Origin of the sequence: Escherichia sp. R1, from assembly GCF_003000935.1 — a bacterium.
Classification (GTDB): domain Bacteria; phylum Pseudomonadota; class Gammaproteobacteria; order Enterobacterales; family Enterobacteriaceae; genus Escherichia; species Escherichia coli.
The window spans coordinates 91,171-111,706 of the sequence record NZ_PSRU01000016.1; the positions used below are offsets into that span (position 1 = coordinate 91,171).

General features: G+C 52.1%; 19 protein-coding genes and 3 tRNA genes. 2 read left to right on the forward strand and 20 right to left on the reverse strand.

The window, feature by feature from the left end; genetic code table 11:
* Positions 1 to 50: 50 nt before the first annotated feature.
* The gene (locus tag C4F37_RS18905) at positions 51 to 944 is read right to left on the reverse strand and encodes a dihydrodipicolinate synthase family protein (RefSeq protein WP_000842398.1); all 894 of its coding nucleotides are present in this window, start codon (positions 942 to 944) and stop codon (positions 51 to 53) included.
* Positions 945 to 1,272: 328 nt separating this feature from the next.
* Here C4F37_RS18905 and C4F37_RS18910 point away from each other — a divergent pair, with 328 nt between their 5' ends.
* Positions 1,273 to 2,052 (forward strand): IclR family transcriptional regulator, encoded by a 780-nt coding sequence (locus C4F37_RS18910; protein ID WP_000400401.1) that lies wholly within the window; start codon positions 1,273 to 1,275, stop codon positions 2,050 to 2,052.
* 76 nt (positions 2,053 to 2,128) lie between these two features.
* Here the strand turns inward: C4F37_RS18910 and rlmB are convergent, their stop codons facing one another.
* From rlmB to nnr, 14 genes are all read right to left on the reverse strand, one after another.
* Positions 2,129 to 2,860, reverse strand: coding sequence for a 23S rRNA (guanosine(2251)-2'-O)-methyltransferase RlmB (rlmB, locus tag C4F37_RS18915; protein WP_001293282.1), 732 nt, complete (start codon positions 2,858 to 2,860; stop codon positions 2,129 to 2,131).
* Between the two features lie 179 nt (positions 2,861 to 3,039).
* Positions 3,040 to 5,481 (reverse strand): ribonuclease R, encoded by a 2,442-nt coding sequence (rnr, locus tag C4F37_RS18920; RefSeq protein ID WP_000076332.1) that lies wholly within the window; start codon positions 5,479 to 5,481, stop codon positions 3,040 to 3,042.
* A 38-nt stretch (positions 5,482 to 5,519) separates the two neighbouring features.
* Positions 5,520 to 5,945 carry a nitric oxide-sensing transcriptional repressor NsrR gene (nsrR, locus tag C4F37_RS18925; protein WP_001177644.1) on the reverse strand — a complete coding sequence of 142 codons (426 nt, stop codon included), beginning with the start codon at positions 5,943 to 5,945 and terminating at the stop codon, positions 5,520 to 5,522.
* A gap of 204 nt (positions 5,946 to 6,149) precedes the next feature.
* Positions 6,150 to 7,448 carry an adenylosuccinate synthase gene (gene purA / locus C4F37_RS18930; RefSeq protein WP_000527955.1) on the reverse strand — a complete coding sequence of 433 codons (1,299 nt, stop codon included), beginning with the start codon at positions 7,446 to 7,448 and terminating at the stop codon, positions 6,150 to 6,152.
* A gap of 103 nt (positions 7,449 to 7,551) precedes the next feature.
* A complete protein-coding gene (locus C4F37_RS18935) occupies positions 7,552 to 7,749 on the reverse strand; it encodes a DUF2065 domain-containing protein (protein WP_001089295.1) in 198 nt (65 codons plus the stop codon).
* Positions 7,750 to 7,830: 81 nt separating this feature from the next.
* Positions 7,831 to 8,835, reverse strand: coding sequence for a protease modulator HflC (hflC, locus tag C4F37_RS18940; protein ID WP_001232412.1), 1,005 nt, complete (start codon positions 8,833 to 8,835; stop codon positions 7,831 to 7,833).
* Positions 8,836 to 8,837: 2 nt separating this feature from the next.
* On the reverse strand, positions 8,838 to 10,097 hold the full coding sequence (hflK, locus tag C4F37_RS18945) for an FtsH protease activity modulator HflK (protein ID WP_000312479.1): 1,260 nt from the start codon (positions 10,095 to 10,097) through the stop codon (positions 8,838 to 8,840).
* An 85-nt stretch (positions 10,098 to 10,182) separates the two neighbouring features.
* The gene (gene hflX, locus C4F37_RS18950; protein WP_000460357.1) at positions 10,183 to 11,463 is read right to left on the reverse strand and encodes a ribosome rescue GTPase HflX; all 1,281 of its coding nucleotides are present in this window, start codon (positions 11,461 to 11,463) and stop codon (positions 10,183 to 10,185) included.
* 75 nt (positions 11,464 to 11,538) lie between these two features.
* Positions 11,539 to 11,847: an RNA chaperone Hfq gene (gene hfq / locus C4F37_RS18955; protein WP_001051883.1), complete on the reverse strand. Its 309-nt coding sequence runs from the start codon at positions 11,845 to 11,847 to the stop codon at positions 11,539 to 11,541.
* Positions 11,848 to 11,932: 85 nt separating this feature from the next.
* Positions 11,933 to 12,883, reverse strand: a complete 951-nt coding sequence (gene miaA / locus C4F37_RS18960; protein WP_001280357.1) for a tRNA (adenosine(37)-N6)-dimethylallyltransferase MiaA — start codon at positions 12,881 to 12,883, stop codon at positions 11,933 to 11,935.
* Positions 12,876 to 14,723 (reverse strand): DNA mismatch repair endonuclease MutL, encoded by a 1,848-nt coding sequence (mutL, locus tag C4F37_RS18965; protein ID WP_001298688.1) that lies wholly within the window; start codon positions 14,721 to 14,723, stop codon positions 12,876 to 12,878. The genes miaA and mutL overlap by 8 nt, the downstream gene beginning before the upstream one ends.
* Positions 14,724 to 14,732: 9 nt before the next feature.
* A complete protein-coding gene (gene amiB, locus C4F37_RS18970; protein WP_001540520.1) occupies positions 14,733 to 16,064 on the reverse strand; it encodes an N-acetylmuramoyl-L-alanine amidase AmiB in 1,332 nt (443 codons plus the stop codon).
* A gap of 18 nt (positions 16,065 to 16,082) precedes the next feature.
* Positions 16,083 to 16,544, reverse strand: a complete 462-nt coding sequence (gene tsaE / locus C4F37_RS18975) for a tRNA (adenosine(37)-N6)-threonylcarbamoyltransferase complex ATPase subunit type 1 TsaE (protein WP_001540519.1) — start codon at positions 16,542 to 16,544, stop codon at positions 16,083 to 16,085.
* A complete protein-coding gene (gene nnr, locus C4F37_RS18980; RefSeq protein WP_023151421.1) occupies positions 16,516 to 18,063 on the reverse strand; it encodes a bifunctional ADP-dependent NAD(P)H-hydrate dehydratase/NAD(P)H-hydrate epimerase in 1,548 nt (515 codons plus the stop codon). The genes tsaE and nnr overlap by 29 nt, the downstream gene beginning before the upstream one ends.
* On the opposite strand from nnr, the gene queG reads away from it, so the two are divergent.
* Complete coding sequence (gene queG, locus C4F37_RS18985; RefSeq protein ID WP_001540517.1) at positions 18,062 to 19,201, forward strand: tRNA epoxyqueuosine(34) reductase QueG; 1,140 nt, start codon at positions 18,062 to 18,064, stop codon at positions 19,199 to 19,201. The two genes, nnr and queG, sit on opposite strands and share 2 nt — an antisense overlap.
* On the opposite strand, the gene C4F37_RS18990 is transcribed toward queG, so the two are convergent.
* The 5 genes from C4F37_RS18990 to orn form a co-directional block, all read right to left on the reverse strand.
* Complete coding sequence (locus tag C4F37_RS18990) at positions 19,184 to 19,237, reverse strand: hypothetical protein (RefSeq protein WP_010723271.1); 54 nt, start codon at positions 19,235 to 19,237, stop codon at positions 19,184 to 19,186. The two genes, queG and C4F37_RS18990, sit on opposite strands and share 18 nt — an antisense overlap.
* A gap of 233 nt (positions 19,238 to 19,470) precedes the next feature.
* Positions 19,471 to 19,546: transfer RNA gene (locus C4F37_RS18995), tRNA-Gly, on the reverse strand.
* A 35-nt stretch (positions 19,547 to 19,581) separates the two neighbouring features.
* Positions 19,582 to 19,657: transfer RNA gene (locus tag C4F37_RS19000), tRNA-Gly, on the reverse strand.
* Between the two features lie 36 nt (positions 19,658 to 19,693).
* Positions 19,694 to 19,769: transfer RNA gene (locus tag C4F37_RS19005), tRNA-Gly, on the reverse strand.
* 210 nt (positions 19,770 to 19,979) lie between these two features.
* Positions 19,980 to 20,525, reverse strand: a complete 546-nt coding sequence (gene orn, locus C4F37_RS19010) for an oligoribonuclease (protein WP_001295188.1) — start codon at positions 20,523 to 20,525, stop codon at positions 19,980 to 19,982.
* Positions 20,526 to 20,536: the final 11 nt, after the last annotated feature.

Consider the following 20,536-nt stretch of genomic DNA (forward strand, 5'->3'; position numbering starts at 1 on the left):
AAATAAATCCTTAGTTCTGTTGGTAAGATATTCTATTTATAGGTTTTATATTATTTATAATAATCGGTGACAGATAAAATTTCCTGCAATCTCCGGGATTGAATATCATCAAGTATATTAAATGGTGAAGAACACCGCTCTGATTGAATAACCCCCTTTAACTGAAGGGCTTTTTTGAAAGTGGGAATAAAAGGAGAATTCACGCTGTAAACGGCCATTAGTTGATCGACTATCTGCTGATGCTGCGCGACTGCAAGTAAATCGTCATTCGTGAATGCTTGCATCCAGGAGGCAAAAAATTCAGGGACAATATTGGATAAACCACCAATACAGCCATCTCCACCAGATAGTATGTTGTGGGCAAAATTATTGTCATATCCTGCATACACTTCAAAATGAGGGATATTTTTCTTTACGGTATTGATAACCTGCGCAGTATGGAAAGCATCAGGGACGGTATCTTTCATACCAATAATATTGGGATATTTATCTGCCAGTCGTAAACAAATCTCTGGTGATACGCTGTACCCGGTTCTCTCCGGGAAGTTATAAATAAAAATATGAGCCGGGGTTTGGCTTGCAATCGTACTGTAGAAATCAAAAATAGCTTCATCATCCAGAGGGAAATAATAAGGACTGATGATCATCACACCATCCAATCCTTGCTCCCAGGCGTAATTGGCCAGTGATATTGATTCATTGACGTCCATGCGACTGGCTCCGGCATAAACCTTCATATCGCCTCGGGAAAACTCACTACAGGTTTTAATCATTTGGCGGGCGTTTTCCATATTAAGAGAAAAAAACTCACCAGTACTGCCCATCACAACAAACCCGGACACGTGATTTTTAATAAAATCATAAATCTGAGTGTTTTGCTCAGGATCGATTCGCCCTTGTTCATCAAATATGGTGACAACGGGGGTTATGTAACGACTTTTCATGCCTACCTCATCATAGTTTTATTGTTCATATATACAAACAACGTTTTTAAATACAAACTAAAATGAGTATACCCAACCTCAGAAATGAGTCAAATTTAGCCAATCACAGAAGTGATACAGCTAAGCTATTGATATATTTGGAGTAATTATGTCAGAGACCTGCATAAAAAACAATCGCAGTTCTTTTTTTATCCGTTTTATGACCAGTATCACGCTAAAAAAGGACTGATGGGCTCAACAGCAGTCAAGGAACGCGAGGGGGTTAATTTACTTGAATTATAATTCTCCCTAGAATGGCGCATTACTCATGGTAAGGAAAATAGTCATTATGGAACATAAGCCTACCATCCGGGTGTTAGAGATACTGGAAGCACTGGCAGCGGAGAATCAGGGTGTTTCATTAACTCACCTTTCGGAAAAAACAGGCATCCTGAAAGGAACGATTTTTCCCATCCTCAAAACGCTGGTTGAACAGCGGTACATCAGTTATGACGCTAATACCCAGCTTTATAATCTGGGGATCTCCTGCTCGATTCTGTCCCGTGCTTTCCTCGACAGATCGTACTGGTTAAAAATGGTTTACAAAGAGATGAACAACATTGTCAAAGAGTGCAATGAAGTTTGTCAGATGGGGATCCTGGACGGTGCAGATGTTTTATATATCAATAAGGTGCAGGCGGCACAAACCGTACAACTGGTTTCACATATTGGGACTCGTCTGCCTGCTATCTATTCTGCGCTGGGAAAAGCCATTATCTGTGAATACAGTGATCAACAAATTCGGCAACTCTACCCTGACGGTTTTGTTCCCATGACATCGTATAGCGTTACGACCCTGGAACAATTGCGCCAACAACTTGAGGATGCCAGAGTAAATGGCTATGCATTTGATAACAGGGAAATCAATGAGGAGACGGTATGTTATGCTGTTGCCTTAAAACAGCGAAATAAAACGCTTGCCGCCATCAGCATTTCAATACCCGTATTTCGTGCGACAAAAGAAAAAATTGCCGATGTCACGCGTATCCTGCTGAATGCACGTTCGCGTATTGAACAGGAACTCAACACCTTACAGGATATCAATATCGGTATTGATTCCCACCATTAAGGGTATTTTCCATTCGAAGCCCGATACGTAAAAATTATCGGGCTAACAAAATATCCATTGAATGGATAGCGATGAACTAGCTGCGCTGGCGCACCGCTTCAAATAAGCAAATTCCGGTCGCAACCGAAACGTTCAGGGAAGAAACGCTTCCAGCCATCGGGATGCTGATCAACTCATCGCAATGTTCACGAGTCAGGCGACGCATACCTTCACCTTCCGCACCCATCACCAGCGCCAGGCGTCCGGTCATTTTGCTCTGATAGAGTGTATGATCCGCCTCGCCTGCCGTACCGACGATCCAGATATTCTCTTCCTGCAACATACGCATGGTGCGCGCAAGGTTAGTCACCCGAATCAGCGGAACGCTTTCTGCCGCGCCGCAGGCTACTTTTTTCGCCGTAGCGTTGAGCTGTGCGGAGCGATCTTTCGGCACAATCACCGCGTGAACGCCAGCAGCGTCCGCGCTACGCAGGCACGCGCCGAGGTTGTGCGGATCGGTTACACCGTCGAGGATCAGCAGGAACGGTTGATCGAGCGAAGCGATCAAATCCGGCAGATCGTTTTCCTGATACTGACGTCCTGGCTTCACACGGGCGATAATGCCCTGATGCACGGCACCGTCGCTTTTCTCATCGAGATACTGACGGTTTGCCAACTGGATAACCACGCCCTGGGACTCAAGGGCGTGAATCAGCGGTAACAGACGTTTATCTTCACGGCCTTTTAAAATAAAGACTTCCTGAAAACGTTCAGGGGCGCGCTCCAGCAGGGCCTGCACTGCGTGGATGCCGTAAATCATTTCGCTCATTAATGTACTCGTTGTTTACGTTTTGCCTGATGCACTACGTTTATCCGGCCTACATGATCTCTGCAATATATTGAATTTGCGTGATTATGTAGGCCGGATAAGGCGTTCACGCCGCATCCGGCATGAACAAAGCGCATTTTGTCAGCAATCTAACTCTCTTCTTTTAAAGAGGGTATTGATCACTCTGCCACTTTTTTCTTCGCCGCACGCTTCGCTTTGGTCGCTGCGGCTATTTTCTGCGTTTTCGCCGATGGCTTTTTCGCTTTTCTCGCGTCTTTCTTCGCCGCTTTCGGCTTCGTTTTTTTCTCACCGCGGAAGGCGCTGTCTGGCTCAAAGTTTACCTTTTTACCGACCTGACGACGCTTGCCGCCTTTTTTGCCTGCATCGCCTTTTTTCGCTTTCTCGCGCGCCGTTTTACCGACATTGCGCGGTGCGCGTTCGCTGGAGATCAGGCTAAAGTCGATTTTGCGCTCGTCCATATTAACCGCTTCGACGCGAACTTCCACGCGATCGCCCAGGCGATAAGTCTGGCCGCTGGATTCACCCATCAGCCGTTGCCCTACCTGGTCAAAGCGATAGTAGTCATTGTCCAGCGAAGAGACATGGACCAGACCATCAATGAACAAGTCGTCCAGACGGACGAAGAAGCCAAAGCCAGTGACGCTGGAAATTACGCCTTTAAAGACGTTACCTACCTGGTCGAGCATGAAGTCACACTTCAGCCAGTCAGCGACATCGCGCGTTGCTTCGTCGGCACGACGTTCCGCCATCGAACAGTGCTGACCCAATTGCAGCATCTCTTCCATCGAATAATGGTAGCCGCCGGTTTCAGTGGTGTTGCCCTGATGCCCCTGCTCTTTCGCCAGCAGATATTTAATGGCGCGGTGCAGCGTCAGGTCTGGATAACGACGAATCGGCGAAGTAAAGTGCGCATAGGACTGCAATGCCAGGCCAAAGTGACCACGGTTTTCTGGATCGTAAATCGCCTGTTTCATCGAGCGCAGCAGCATGGTTTGCAGCATTTCTGCATCAGGACGATCGGCAACCGACTCCAGCAGCTCCGCGTAGTCACGCGGTTCCGGCTTATTACCGCCCGGCAGTTCCAGCCCCAGCTCCGCCAGCACTGAACGGAAAGAGGTAATCGCTTCGGTGCTCGGCTTGTCGTGAATACGGAACAGTGCCGGTTCTTTGGCTTTCTCAACAAAACGCGCCGCCGAGATATTCGCCAGAATCATGCACTCTTCAATCAACTTGTGTGCGTCGTTACGCTGAGTCTGTTCGATACGTTCAATACGGCGTTCAGCGTTGAAAATGAACTTCGCTTCTTCGCTCTCAAATGAAATCCCGCCGCGTTCTTCACGGGCTTTATCCAGCACTTTATAGAGGTTATGCAACTCTTCGAGATGCTTAACCAGTGGGGCGTACTGCTCGCGCAGATCCTGATCGCCCTGCAGAATATGCCAGACTTTGGTGTAGGTCAGACGCGCGTGAGAGCTCATCACCGCTTCGTAGAATTTGTAGCCAGTCAGGCGGCCTTTCGACGAAACCGTCATCTCGCACACCATACACAGGCGGTCTACCTGCGGGTTGAGCGAACACAGGCCGTTAGAGAGCACTTCCGGCAGCATCGGGATAACCTGCGAAGGGAAGTACACCGACGTGCCACGGTTACGCGCTTCTCTGTCCAGCGGCGTTGACGGACGCACATAGTAGCTGACGTCGGCAATCGCGACCCATAAACGCCAGCCGCCGCCGCGTTTTTTCTCGCAGTAAACTGCATCGTCAAAGTCACGGGCGTCTTCGCCATCAATGGTGACCAGCGGTAAATCGCGCAAATCGACACGGCCCGCTTTTGCTTCTTCCGGCACTTCTTCTTTCAGCCCGGCAACCTGTTGCTCAACAGCCTGCGGCCAGATATACGGAATTTCATGGGTACGCAGAGCGATATCAACCGCCATGCCGGTGCCCATATTATCGCCAAGGACTTCGACGATTTTACCCACCGCTTTGGTGCGGCGAGTCGGACGCTGAGTCAGTTCGACTACGACCACAAAGCCCATCCGCGCGCCCATGATCTGATCGGGCGGGATTAAGATATCGAAGCTCAGACGGCTATCGTCAGGAACCACAAAGCCGACGCCCGCTTCGGTAAAGTAGCGACCAACAATCTGGCTGGTTTTTGGCACCAGTACGCGGACAATACGCGCTTCACGACGACCTTTACGGTCAGCGCCCAGCGGCTGAGCCAGCACCTGATCGCCATGAATGCAGGTTTTCATCTGCTCGCTGGAGAGATACAAATCATCTTTACGCCCTTCAACCCGCAGAAAGCCGTAGCCATCACGGTGGCCAATAACGGTACCTTTCACCAGGTCGAGGCGTTCCGGCAGCGCATAGCACTGACGACGAGTGAAGACCAGTTGACCATCGCGCTCCATCGCGCGCAGGCGGCGACGCAGGCCTTCAAGCTGCTCTTCGCCTTCAATGTGCAGTTCTACCGCCAGCTCATCACGGCTGGCCGGTTTTTCACGTTTGGTTAAATGTTCGAGGATAAATTCCCGACTAGGGATGGGATTCGCGTATTTTTCAGCTTCGCGTTCCTGGAAAGGATCTTGTGACATCTCGGTTCCTCCGTTGTCATCTCTGATGAAGATTTTCGTCACTCCACCAGCAATAATTTATAAAGCGGTTGATTCTCTTCAACCAAATCGGCAAGCGTGTAGTTATCCAGTTCCGTAAGAAAACTTTGCACGGCCTTAGAAAGCGCCTGTTTCAACCGACAGGCAGGTGTAATGTGGCAAAACTCACTGCTGCAATTCACCAGCGATAAGGGCTCCAGCTCGCGCACCACATCACCAATACGTATCGCACTCGCCGATTTACCCAGGCGAATGCCGCCATTTTTTCCACGAACAGCAGTCACGTAGCCGGCACGACTAAGTTGATTGATTATTTTGACCATATGATTACGGGAGACGCCGTAGACGTCAGTCACTTCAGAAATACTGGTCATCCGCCCTTCTGGCAATGACGCCATGTAGATCAGCGCACGTAATCCGTAATCAGTGAAACTCGTTAACTGCACATCAACCTCAAAAGGGAAATCGGGAAAAAATACATTTATATTGATGATAAACCAGCCACAAGCTGTGTCGCTAATTTATTTCAGTTCGGGGAAGGAAAAAAGCGAGGATTTAACACTGTGTCGGATAGCGTAATGGCTTAACCGACACAGCAATGTATCACACTGTTAGCCCGGCAGGCAAAATATCTGCCAGGCGTACCAGAATTACGCGTCGAACGGATCGCGCAGAATCATGGTTTCAGTACGATCCGGACCGGTAGAGATGATATCGATCGGCACACCAGTCAGCTCTTCAATACGCTTGATGTAGTTCAGCGCCGCCTGCGGCAGACCGCTACGATCTTTCACGCCGAAGGTGGATTCAGACCAGCCCGGCATGGTTTCGTAAATCGGCTCTACACCTTTCCAGTCGTCAGCTGCCAGCGGAGTGGTCGTCACTTCACGACCATCCGGCATACGGTAAGCCACACAGAGTTTCACCTCTTTCAGGCCATCCAGAACGTCCAGTTTAGTCAGGCAGAAGCCAGACAGGGAGTTCAGCTGTACCGCACGACGAACGGCAACGGTGTCCAGCCAGCCGGTACGACGACGACGCCCCGTAGTTGCGCCGAATTCGTTACCCTGCTTGCAGAGGAACTCGCCAGTTTCATCAAACAGTTCGGTCGGGAACGGACCTGCACCTACACGAGTTGAGTAAGCTTTGAGGATACCCAGAACATAATCAACATAACGCGGGCCCAGGCCGGAACCGGTCGCCACGCCACCAGCAGTGGTGTTGGAAGAAGTTACGTACGGATAAGTACCGTGGTCGATATCCAGCAGCGTACCCTGCGCACCTTCAAACATGACGAAATCGCCACGCTGACGCGCCTGGTCGAGCAGGTCAGAAACGTCAACCACCATAGAAGTCAGGATGTCGGCAACAGCCATCGTATCATCCAGAACTTTCTGGTAATCAACCGCTTCAGCTTTGTAGTAGTTAACCAACTGGAAGTTGTGATATTCCATCACTTCTTTCAGTTTTTCAGCGAAGGTTTCTTTGTCGAAAAGGTCGCCAACACGCAGACCGCGACGTGCTACTTTATCTTCATAAGCAGGCCCGATACCACGACCGGTGGTGCCGATCGCTTTCGCGCCACGCGCTTTCTCACGCGCGTTATCCAGCGCAACGTGATAATCAAGGATCAGCGGACATGCTTCAGACAGCAGCAGACGCTCACGAACGGGGATGCCACGGTCTTCCAGTTCTTTCATCTCTTTCATCAGCGCGGCCGGAGACAGCACAACACCGTTACCGATGATGCTGGTTACATTCTCGCGGAGAATACCTGATGGAATAAGATGGAGAACGGTTTTTTCACCGTTGATTACGAGAGTATGGCCTGCGTTGTGACCGCCCTGGTAGCGTACAACATATTTAGCCCGTTCAGTCAGAAGATCGACGATCTTACCTTTACCTTCGTCACCCCATTGGGTGCCCAGTACGACGACGTTGTTACCCATTTTTCAAAATCACCGTTTGCTTAAAAATGGATTCTACCATCGCTTTTTCAGAGTTACAGCACTTTTTGCACTCAAAAATGACCTCGATCAGTCTGTTTTTTGTTCAGCCAATCGTTTTCCTCAACATGTAGTAGACCACAACGCCCGCAACCACAAGTCCACCGCCAAAACGACGTAAAATATTATCGGGCAAATTGGTCATCGCAGAGATCATCTTCTTCCATGCCTTCGGGTAAAGCATCGGCCCTAAACCTTCCAGTACCAAAACCAGGGCAAGCGCCAGCCAGATTGTCGAATTCATTCATTATCCTTATAGAAAAAGAAAACCACCGACATCCCTGAGGATGCGGTGGCTTTATTGACCTGTACCGCAGTCGTTATATTAACGCGTTGCGGAAGTCGGCGTCTTCATGTAGCGGAAGAAATCGCTATCCGGGCTCATGACCATCACGTCCTGATTGCCAGAGAAGCTGTTCTCATAAGCACGCAGGCTACGGATGAATGCGTAGAAGTCCGGATCTTTACTGAATGCATCAGCAAACAGTTTGGCTGCTTCGGCATCGCCTTCACCACGCATGATACGGCCCTGACGCTCAGCTTCTGCCAGCGTTCTGGTCACTTCATAGTCGGCAGTCGCGCGCAGTTTTTCCGCTTCTTCCTGACCTTGTGAACGGTGACGACGCGCTACCGCTTCACGCTCGGCGCGCATACGGTTGTAGATCGCTTCAGACACTTCGGTAGGCAGGTTGATCTGCTTAATTCGCACATCGACAACTTCAATACCCAGCGCCGCCATACTGTTCGGGTTGATGACCGGAACTTTGCCCTTCGTCTCAGCCGTTACGCGCTCTGCCGCTTCGGCAATGGCGTTATCTGCCGCCGGGGTAGTAACTTCATCTTCTGTACCCGCAGAACCGGAGTTCAGCGCGTCACGTACTTCGAGGGTCAGACGACCACGGGAATCGGTGACGATGTCTTTCACGTCCAGGCGACCAATTTCAGAACGCAGACGGTCAGAGAACTTACGTTTCAACAGCACTTCCGCTTGCGAAATGTCGCCACCACCCGTTGCCAGGTAGTAACGGCTGAAATCGCTGATGCGCCATTTGATGTAAGAGTCGACGATCAGGTCTTTCTTCTCTTTGGTCACAAAGCGGTCGGCCTGGTTGTCCATGGTCTGAATACGTGCGTCGAGCATTTTCACCGTTTCAATGAACGGTATCTTGAAATGCAGACCCGGCTCATAAACCAGAGGTTTGTTGTCATCGTCACGCAGTACCTTACCAAAACGCAGCGTAATACCGCGCTCACCTTCTTTGACGACAAAGACAGACATGTAAAGCACTACCAGCACGATGATGATAATCGCGATAACTGACTTACGCATCGTTATTCCCCCTGACGCTGGTAGTCGTTACGCTGCGCGTTGGCGCGGCGTTGGTCCATAATATCGCCCTGACTGGTGGACGACGTGTTGCTTGCTCCACTGGTTGTGGAGGAAGAGGCTGGCGGCAGACGCAGCAGATTGCTGGCACCGTTATCGCTCTTCGCCGCAGGGGCGTTACCACCTTTCAGCATCTGGTCTAACGGCAGAACCATCAGGTTGCCACCTTTATCGTTAACCAGCACTTTGCGGGTGTTGCCCAACACTTTTTCCATCGTCTCGATATACAGACGCTCGCGAGTAATTTCCGGCGCGGCTTTATATTCCGGCAGAAGTTTAGCAAAGCGCGCCACTTCACCCTGGGCTTCCAGGATGGTCTGGGCCTTGTACGCACGCGCCTCTTCGAGGATACGTTGCGCCTGACCGTTCGCACGCGGCTGAACTTCGTTGGTATACGCTTCTGCTTCACGAATGTATTGCTGTTCGTTTTCACGCGCGGCAATCGCATCGTCAAACGCCGCTTTTACTTCTTCCGGCGGACGAGCAGCCTGGAAGTTGACGTCCAGCAGAGTGATGCCCATGTCATACGGACGAATCGTCTCTTCCAGTTCGCGCTGAGTATCGCTACGAATCACGGTACGACCTTCCGTCAGAATGCGGTCCATGGTGTATTTACCGATAACCCCGCGCAGGGCGCTGTCGGTAGCCTGACGCAGACTGTCATCCGGGCTGGTCACGCTATACAGATATTTTTCCGGATCGGTGACGCGGTACTGCACGTTCATCTCAACGCGCACTACGTTCTCGTCAGACGTCAGCATCACACCAGAAGCTGCCAGTTCACGCACGGCTTCCACGTTCACCGGTTTGACTTCGTCAATAAACGTCGGTTTCCAGTTCAGACCCGGCTCAACCAGATGGCTGAATTTACCAAAGCGTGTTACCACGCCGCGTTCGGCTTCTTTAATGGTATAGAAACCACTGGCCGCCCAGATAATGACAATCGCTGCCGCTGCGATGGTAACGACGCGACCGCCAAGCTGCGGGCGCGGGCCTTGCGATGAACTGCCACCGCCAGATCCGGTGCCTTTACCGCCGCCCAGACCACCGAGCTTTTTGCTCAGTTTGCGGAAGATATCATCTAAATCAGGTGGCCCTTGATCGCGACCGCCTTTGTTTCCATTTCCCTCAGAGTTGCCGCCAGGTTTGCTGCTTCCCCACGGGTCGCGGTCTTGTCCGTTATTACCGGGCTGATTCCACGCCATGTTTGTGCTCCATATTTGTTATGCGGTGATCCCTGTTGTCTTTCGACGCCAGAGGATATGACTCCACGCTTCAGACGCTACGCCGTTAGATCAGGTAATCGATCAACGCCGGTTCTTGTTTACAGAGGCGACGCCAGTCAACGATCGGCATACGAACTTGCAGACTTACGCTGCCGTCCTCCTCCATCCACTCTTTTTCTATTGCCTGAAGCTGATAAAAACGACTTCTCAGGCGCCCTTCCTGCGGCGGCAGACGCAATGTATGCTGCGCCACCTCGCCAGAAAGACGCTCCGTCAAAGCCTGAAAAAGCTGTGGTATCCCCGCTCCGGTCTGCGCAGAAAGCCAGACACGGATCGGTTTGTTCTCTTCATCTCTGTCAATACGCGGTTCGAAATCGTCCAGCATATCGATCTTGTTCATCACCAGCAGGGTTGGGATCTCGTGAGCATCAATCTCTTCAAGAACCGTATTCACCGCTTCGATGTTTTCTTGTACACGCACATCCGCCGCGTCAATGACGTGCAGCAGCAATGTGGCTTGCCGCGTCTCTTGTAACGTGGCTTTAAATGCCGCCACCAGATCATGCGGCAGGTGGCGAATAAACCCTACGGTATCTGCCAACACGGTTTCACCGACATCCGCAACGTCAATACGCCGCAACGTCGGGTCGAGGGTGGCAAACAACTGGTCTGCCGCGTAGACCCGCGCTTCGGTGATTCGATTGAAAAGAGTAGATTTACCGGCGTTGGTATATCCCACCAGCGAAACAGTAGGAACGTCGGCTTTGATACGCGATTGCCGCCCCTGCTCACGCTGCTTTTCAACTCTTTCCAGGCGCGACTGTATCTGCACGATGCGATTACGCAACAAACGACGGTCGGTTTCGAGCTGGGTTTCACCCGGACCACGCAAACCAATCCCGCCTTTCTGTCTTTCAAGGTGGGTCCAGCCACGCACCAGGCGCGTAGCCAGATGGCGCAACTGCGCCAACTCAACCTGCAACTTACCCTCATGGGTACGCGCACGTTGGGCGAAAATATCTAAAATAAGGCCGGTGCGGTCGATGACACGACACTCGCACAAACGCTCCAGGTTACGCTCCTGCGCCGGGCTCAGGGCATGGTCAAAAAGAACGACCGAAGCTCCCGTCGCTTTTACGGCTTCCGCAATTTCAACTGCTTTACCTTCACCTACAAAATACTTTGGGTGCGGCGCTTTACGGCTACCGGTAATCACCTGCAATGCTTCGACACCGGCGGAAGAGACCAGAGATTCAAACTCCTGGAGGTCTTCCATATCTTTGTCTTGCGTAAAATAGATGTGTACCAGTACCGCCTGCTCACCAGCATCATAACGGTCAAACAAGCGTATAACCCTCTAAATAGATCAGCGGGGAACGCAGGATCGCTGGCTCCCCGTGTAAAAAAACAGCCCGAAACCTTATTCGGTTTCTTCGCTGTCCTGTTGCGCGGAAGTATTCTGCGCGCTGCTACCATGATGATAGTTACTGCTGGTACCGCCACCGGCGTTGTTACTGTGATGAGAAACCGGGCGAGACGGGACAACAGTAGAAATCGCGTGCTTGTAAACCATCTGGCTGACCGTGTTTTTCAACAGGATCACGAACTGATCAAAAGACTCGATTTGTCCTTGCAGCTTAATACCATTCACCAAATAAATAGAAACTGGAACACGTTCCCGACGCAGTGCGTTCAGGAACGGATCTTGTAAAGATTGCCCCTTAGCCATTCTCTCTTTTCCTTATATGCTTATTTGTACTTTGAACCTTTCGATTCTGAAAAAATTGCGCACGATACGTCTCAATTGTACACATTCAGCCTGCGATAGCACCAACAACCTGTAATACTTCGTCACGCGCCTGTTCTGGTTTTTCACTGTCAAGCCAGTGAACCCCTTCCCAACCACGCAGCCAGGTTATCTGCCGCTTCGCCAACTGTCTCGTGGCGCAAACACCTCGATAAACCATTTCATCGTATGAGATTTCGCCTTCAAGGTAAGACCACATCTGGCGATAACCCACGCAACGAATGGAAGGCAAATCCGTATGCAAATCTCCTCGGGCAAAAAGCGCCCGGACTTCTGCTTCAAAACCTGAAGCCAACATCTGATGAAAACGCTGCTCAATTCGTTGATGGAGCAGTTCACGGCTCGCCGGGGCGATGGCGAACTGATGCACCTGATACGGTAGAGCGTCTCCTGACGTTTGCGTCAGTTCCGTTAAAGTTTTACCCGAAATGAAAAAAACTTCCAGTGCCCGGGAAAGCCTTTGTGGATCATTTGGATGAATCCTTGCTGCCGCAACCGGATCGATCTCCTGAAGTTGACGATGCAATGACTCCCAACCTTGCTCTGCCGCCTGTTGCTCAATTCTGGCCCGTACTTCCGGGTCTGCCGACGGTAGCGGCGACAACCCTTCCAGCAATGCCTTGAAATACAACATCGTACCGCCCACTAACAGTGGGATCCGCCCCGCCGCGGTGATATCGGCCATTTCCGCCAGCGCATCGCGGCGAAAATCAGCAGCCGAGTAAGCCTGCGACGGATCGCGAATATTCAGCAATCGGTGCGGCGCGGCGAGTAACTCTTCAGCGTTCGGCTTCGCCGTCCCGATATCCATCCCTTTGTAAATAAGGGCAGAATCAACGCTTATCAACTCTACTGGTAAAATTTTACGCAGCTCAATGGCTAACGCCGTTTTACCGGAGGCCGTCGGCCCCATCAAAAAAATCGCCTTAGGCAGGCTCGCCTTACTGATATCACTCATCTTTCAGGGCTTTTATCGCCGGATGTAAATCAACAGATTGTAACAGACCACCCGGCGGCGTTTTCACAAGTTGCGGACATAACCGTTCCACGTCCGCCAGCAGGGTTATGGCCTGTGCCATTGACCACTGCGCATGTTCGCTCATCAGATTTCGTGCAATCCACTGCGCAATATTGCCAGGTTCGAATACGGACTGCTTCGCCAGGTAGCCTATCAGTTCAGGAATCAAGATTTGTAAATTTTGTTGGCGTAAGGGTAAAGGCACGGCCCTGATGGTCACATGCTGCGCATCGGACTGGAAATCAATACCCAGTTCCGCCAGGGCAGACTGCGCTTTTTCTAATGCCGATTTTTCTTCGCCAGAAACTTTTAGCCGCAACGGAATAAGCAGCGGTTGGGCGCAAACTGGCACTTCACCCGGCGTCAATTGTGCCTGACGCAGCCAACGTTCTGCCACTGGCAAGGATAAAAGTGAAATGTTGCCATCGCGCTCAAGCAACGCACAGTCGGAATGGACGATAGTCAGTACCCGACCAAAACTCTGACTGTTCGCCGCAAGTGCAGGTTCCTGCGGTTCTGGCGCTTTTGGTTTTTGCATCGGAGCGGGCGTTTGCAAAAGCTGGCGATACACTTCACCTTGCTGTTTCTGGTAACCAGGCTGCGCATTCGGCCAGGAGGCAGCCGGACGACTGCCTGAGGCGGGCGCAGGAGAGTAGCGCGGAGCTACCGGCTCACGAACTGCCGGTTCAGCAAAGTGATTGCGCCCAGCCGCCACGCGATTTTCCGGAATGGCACGCGGTGCAGGTTGTGGTTCATCGTCCAGCGGTAGCGGCGTTTCCAGTTGCTGTTGTAGCACGCTCAGCACGCCCTGATAGATAAAGTCATGCACCAGACGCGACTGATGGAAACGCACTTCGTGTTTGGCAGGGTGCACGTTGACGTCCACCTGATGCGGGTCGATCTCCAGATACAACACAAATGCCGGTTGCTGATCGGCCCCCAGTTTGTCTTCGCAGGCCTGGCGGATCGCGTGATTGATCAGGCGATCGCGCATCATGCGACCGTTCACGTAGCAATACTGAATTTCTGCCAGTGCGGGCGTAGTGTGATTTGGATCGGCCACCCAGCCGCGCAGCGTGAGATCGCCGTGTTGCCATTCAATCGCCAGCGCTTGTTCGAGAAAAGCGGTGCCGCAAATCGCGCCTAAACGCCGTTCTTTTTGCCCGCCTTCCGGCACTGCACGATACTGGCGTACGATTTTGCCGTTATGCGACAGACTGATAGTGACGTCGAAACGCGCCAGCGCAATGCGGCGGATGATTTCATCGATATGGTTAAATTCGGTTTTCTCGGTGCGCAGGAATTTGCGCCGCGCCGGGGTGTTGTAGAACAGGTCCAGCACCTCCAGCGTCGTTCCCACCGGATGCGCCGCCGGTTTAACCGTCACGTCCATATCGCGCCCTTCGGCATAGGCCTGCCAGGCTTCCTGCTGTTCTGCGGTGCGTGAAGTGAGCGTCAGGCGGGAAACCGAACTGATACTCGCCAGCGCCTCACCGCGAAAGCCCAGACTGATAATGGCTTCGAGATCGTCCAGAGAGGCGATTTTACTGGTGGCATGACGCGCCAGCGCCAGCGCCAGCTCGTCTTTTTTGATACCGCAGCCGTTATCACGAATGCGAATAAGTTTCGCCCCACCGCGTTCGATATCAATATCGATACGCGTCGCACCTGCATCGAGGCTGTTTTCCACCAGTTCTTTGACTACCGACGCAGGTCGCTCGACCACCTCACCTGCGGCAATCTGGTTCGCCAGTTGTGGCGGTAAGACCTGAATTGGCATCAATCGTCCTTAGTTTGGCAGCGTGCGATCTGGCGTCGTCACCGTACTGGCCGTTTGTGCCGTTGCACCCTGCGGCGCAGATTGCATCGGATGCGCAAGGAAGTAATTGCGCAGGCCTTTGTAAATGGCTTCTGCCAGCTGTTGTTGGTAATCGTCGCTCGCCAGCAAACGTTCTTCGCTGTTGTTACTGATAAAACCGGTTTCGACCAGTACTGACGGAATATCCGGCGAACGCAGAACGCCGAGACTCGCGTGTTCTGGTCGGCGTTTATGTATTTCGCCAATGCGTTGCAACTGACTGATCATACTGGTCGCTACATCATACCCTACCCGCTGGGAATGACCGAACTGTAAATCCAGCACCGCCTGGCTTAAATAGGGGTCAGACTGACTGTTCGCCAGCACATCACCCGCCCCGCCCAGCAGCTCCGACTGTTTCTCGTGCTGCTCCAGCCAGCTGGCCATTTCGCTGTTGGCGCGACGGTTAGAGAGCACCCATACGGAAGCGCCAGTCGCACTGCGGTTCGGTGCTGCATCGGCATGAATCGACACAAGGAAATTGGCGTTTTGCTTACGTGCCACATCACTGCGCCCCATCACCGAGATAAAGTAATCCCCGTCACGGGTTAAAACGCCCTTAAACATCGGATCGTTATTGAGCAAAGTACGCAATTTACGCGCGATGGCGATGGTGACATTTTTCTCCCGCGTACCACCGGGGCCGATAGCGCCAGGGTCCTGACCGCCGTGTCCGGCATCAATAGCGATGATAATTTTATCGCCAGTGTTAGCCGTCGCGCGGGCTGCCGGACGCGTTACCGTATTACTGCTGATAACACCCGTAGTGCGGTTACTTTCCGTTTTAAACGGATTGCGCGCCGGTTCGCTGGCGCGCGGTGCGACAACCGCAGGCGTTTCAACGCGTTTCGCAACCACTGGCGGAGGCGGTGGCGGCGCATCGGCGTTAATCGTAAAGACAACAGTGTAGTTGCTGCCATTCTGCCGCTTCACCGCTTCGGTTTTACCGTTTTCGGTGAGATCGACCACCAGCCGTAGCGTTTGTGCATCTTTAGGCGTTCCGGAGCGAATCGCCTTCACCAGATTATTACCGCTGAACAACAACGGCAGCCCCTGAATTACCCCCGTTTGTTTGATATCGAGCGCCACGGTGCGTTTGCTTTGATGGCTAAACGCATAATCAGGATCGCCAATAAAACTCAACGTTATCCGTGCCTGTTGATTACCGTTAGAAACCTGAATATCAGAGAGCGTCGCGGCACCCACCGGCGCGCACAGCAGCAGCAACGTCGCTACCAACCAATTTCTGATGCGATACATCATCCCGCCACCTTTCAAAGGTTAACCGGCTAAACGCGCCAGCAACAATTCACCCGAAGAGGAAACCGCACTCACGCGCGCCTCACGGCCTTGTGCCTGATAATCAATGTGTATTTCGACATCCGGGTCAGGAAGAACACCTGTACCTTGTTGTGGCCACTCCACCAGGCAGATGGCATCGTTGGCAAAATAATCGCGGATCCCCATAAACTCCAGCTCCTCGGGATCGGCAAGGCGGTACAAATCAAAGTGATAAACCATTAAATTGTCGAGCGAATAGGGTTCGACCAGCGTATAAGTGGGGCTTTTGACATTACCCTGATGACCTAGAGCCTGTAAAAAGCCCCGGCTAAAGGTGGTTTTACCTGCACCTAAATCGCCATACAGATAGATTACGGTTGCGCCATCGCAGGCTTTCGCTACCCGCTCGCCCAGGTCTAATGTTGCCTGCTCATCAGGGAGCGGAATTACTCGATTCATCATGGTTTTTATCAGTCACTTCCGGGTTAACAATACGCTGTAGCGTGGAAAAGAGATCGGTTGCCAGCATCCCGCGCGTTCCAAAACGCGCCGCCAGTACGTCAGCTGCCGCACCGTGCGCGACACAGCCCGCACAGGCTGCATCATAAGGGCTCATTTTTTGCCCAAGCAATGCGCCAATAATACCAGAGAGCACATCGCCCATGCCGCCGCTCGCCATGCCTGCATTTCCGGCATCAATAATGCCTAAAGCGTCAGGATGGGCGGCGACCACGGTTCCGGCACCTTTCAGCACCGCTACGCCGCCATAACGTTGTACCAGACGTTGGGCGCAATGTAAGCGGTCACTTTCAATTTCAGCGACGGAACAGCCTAACAACCGTGCGGCCTCGCCAGGATGCGGCGTGATCACGCGATTGTGACGCTTATCGGGATTGATTGCCAGCAGGTTCAATGCATCGGCATCCCACAACATCGGTTTGCGAAAATTCTCAACTTTTTGCAGGGCTTTTTTCCCCCACTCTTGCTGGCCCAGACCGGGACCAATCACCACCACATCGGCCCATTCCAGGCTTTCGGTAAGAGAGTCCATAGTCAGTTCATGCACCATCAATTCCGGTCGTGCAGTCAGCAGCGGCGCAATGTTCTCACTGTGGGTCAGTACTCGGACTAAACCAGCACCAGCACGCAGCGCCGCTTCCCCCGTCATACGAATAGCCCCCGCCGTGCCGTGATCGCCACCAATAATCACCAGCCGCCCGTGATCGCCTTTATGCGAAGTCGGGCGACGCGGTATCAGCCAGTGAGAAAGTTGTTCTGCCGAAAACCGCTGAATTTTCGTCTCCTGACCTGCCAGCCAGCTATCCAGCCCCAGTGAGTCAAAATGCAGTTGTCCGGTAACATCCCGTGCTTTTCCAGTGAGCAAGCCTGGTTTCAGCGCAATAAAAGTGATGGTGTGATCGGCGTTGATTACCGCGCCTGGCGTAGCGCCGGTTTCAGCCAGAAGGCCGGAAGGGATATCAACCGCCACAATCGGCGCAGGGTGAGTATTAGCGTGGTCGATTAACTGGCTAATGGATTCGCGGGGCGCTTGCTGCAAGCCGGTGCCGAGCAGCGCATCAACAATCAGATCTACCGATTCGGGCCAGACAATATTCGAAGCATGGATCTCGCCTCCCGCGTTTAACCATGCTTCGCGTGCCAGCGCGGCCTCTTCCGGCAACGGTTTGTCACTTTCCTGGGCCAGCAGCGTGACATCAATACCGATCGCTTTGGCCAGCCGCGCGACCACGTAGCCATCGCCGCCGTTATTACCATGACCGCACAGCACCAGCCAGTGGCGGGCGTCAGGATAAGCCGAACGACACACCTGGAATGCGGCTTCGCCAGCGCGAAGCATCAGCTCATAGAGTGTGAGCCCCAGCGCATCTGCCGCCTCGCGTTCTCCGCGGCGGATATCGTCGGCGTACCAGACTGTGTGTGGTATACTTACGGGGTTTTTCTTCATTGTATGGTCCGTCATGTCAGAGCCCCTCGATCTCAATCAATTAGCGCAAAATATTAAACAGTGGGGGCTGGAACTGGGCTTTCAGCAGGTAGGTATTACCGATACCGATCTCAGCGCGTCCGAGCCCAAACTGCAAGCATGGCTGGACAAACAATACCACGGCGAAATGGACTGGATGGCGCGTCACGGTATGCTGCGCGCTCGCCCTCACGAACTATTGCCCGGTACGCTGCGTGTGATCAGCGTGCGGATGAATTACCTTCCTGCTAACGCCGCATTTGCCAGCACGCTGAAAAACCCCAAACTCGGCTATGTTAGCCGTTATGCGCTGGGCCGTGACTATCACAAACTTCTGCGCAACCGACTCAAAAAGCTGGGCGAGATGATTCAGCAACATTGTGTTTCGCTGAATTTTAGACCGTTTGTCGATTCTGCGCCTATTCTTGAGCGCCCGTTAGCTGAAAAAGCTGGGCTCGGCTGGACAGGTAAGCACTCACTTATCCTCAATCGTGAGGCCGGCTCGTTCTTCTTTTTAGGCGAATTGCTGGTCGATATTCCGCTACCCGTGGATCAACCAGTCGAGGAAGGATGCGGTAAATGCGTGGCCTGTATGACGATTTGCCCGACCGGTGCCATCGTCGAGCCATATACCGTCGATGCTCGCCGCTGTATCTCTTATCTCACCATCGAACTGGAAGGGGCGATCCCGGAAGAGTTGCGACCGTTAATGGGAAACCGTATTTACGGTTGCGATGACTGCCAGCTTATCTGCCCGTGGAATCGCTATTCGCAACTCACTACAGAAGACGATTTCAGCCCGCGTAAGCCGCTACACGCTCCGGAACTCATTGAGTTATTCGCCTGGAGCGAAGAGCAGTTTTTAAAAGTCACGGAAGGTTCGGCGATTCGCCGTATAGGTCACCTGCGTTGGCTGCGTAATATCGCCGTAGCATTAGGCAATGCCCCCTGGGATGAAACGATTTTGACAGCGCTGGAAAGTCGTAAAGGTGAGCACCCACTTCTTGATGAGCACATAGCGTGGGCGATTGCGCAGCAAATCGAGAGACGAAATGCGTGCGTGGTCGAAGTGCAATTACCGAAAAAACAGCGTCTGGTTCGGGTGATTGAAAAAGGGTTACCGCGTGACGCCTGATTCATCCACAGCTTGTGAATAAAAATAAAAACGCATTGCAATTCAAGCCGGAAAAAATCGTCAAGTGATCGATACGACAAAACGAAATCTTAATTTTTAACTTATCTATCAATAGGTTAAAAAAATACTATTCACCGTGCGAAGTTTCTTTGAAATTAAGATTACGGCCTGAGGCTGTGGATAACTCTGTTTACAAGAGTTTGTCAGAGACAACAAAAACCAGCAATAACGCATCGCGTCGCTGTGGATATTTTATTGAGAGAAGAATTTGGAGCGGGAAACGAGACTCGAACTCGCGACCCCGACCTTGGCAAGGTCGTGCTCTACCAACTGAGCTATTCCCGCTTGGGTGGTCTGTGCTTTACAGCACTTTCAAATTTTGGAGCGGGAAACGAGACTCGAACTCGCGACCCCGACCTTGGCAAGGTCGTGCTCTACCAACTGAGCTATTCCCGCTTGGGTGGTCTGTGCTTTACAGCACTTTTCAAATTTTGGAGCGGGAAACGAGACTCGAACTCGCGACCCCGACCTTGGCAAGGTCGTGCTCTACCAACTGAGCTATTCCCGCGTACTACTTAATTTTGCTTTCGTAATTTTCGCATTTCTGCGTCGTTACGGGAGGCGCATTATACGAGAAATCTTTCCCTCTGCAACCCCCCTAAAAAATTTTTTTTGAGTTTTTATCTCAAGTGCTGAAATTATCAGCAAGACGTTCAATTTAGCGTCAAAATCACGCCGCCGCAAGTGGATTCCGGCGCTTACGTGACCAGGAAAAATTTTACAGCTTGATAAAATGCTCGCGGTAGTAAGCCAACTCCGCCACCGATTCACGGATATCATCCATCGCCTGATGCGTCCCCTGCTTGGTAAAGCCGTCAAGAATTTCCGGCTTCCAGCGGCGCGCCAGCTCTTTCAGGGTGCTAACATCGAGATAGCGGTAGTGGAAGTAGGCTTCCAGCTCCGGCATGTATTTAAACAGGAAGCGACGGTCCTGACCGATGCTGTTACCACAAATCGGCGATTTTCCCGCAGGCACCCACTGTTTTAAGAATTCGAGCGTTGCCAGTTCAGCTTCACGATCGCCCATCGTGCTCGCTTTCACACGCTCTACCAGCCCGCTGGCGGTATGGGTGCGCACGTTCCAGTCATCCATCAGCGCCAGCTGTTCATCGGACTGATGTACTGCAATGGTCGGCCCTTCTGCCAGAATATTCAGGTTGGCATCGGTCACCAGCGTGGCAATCTCAATAATGCGATCGCGCTCGGGATCCAGACCGGTCATCTCAAGATCGATCCAAATCAGGTTGTTTTCATTGGCACTCATGCTATTTTCCA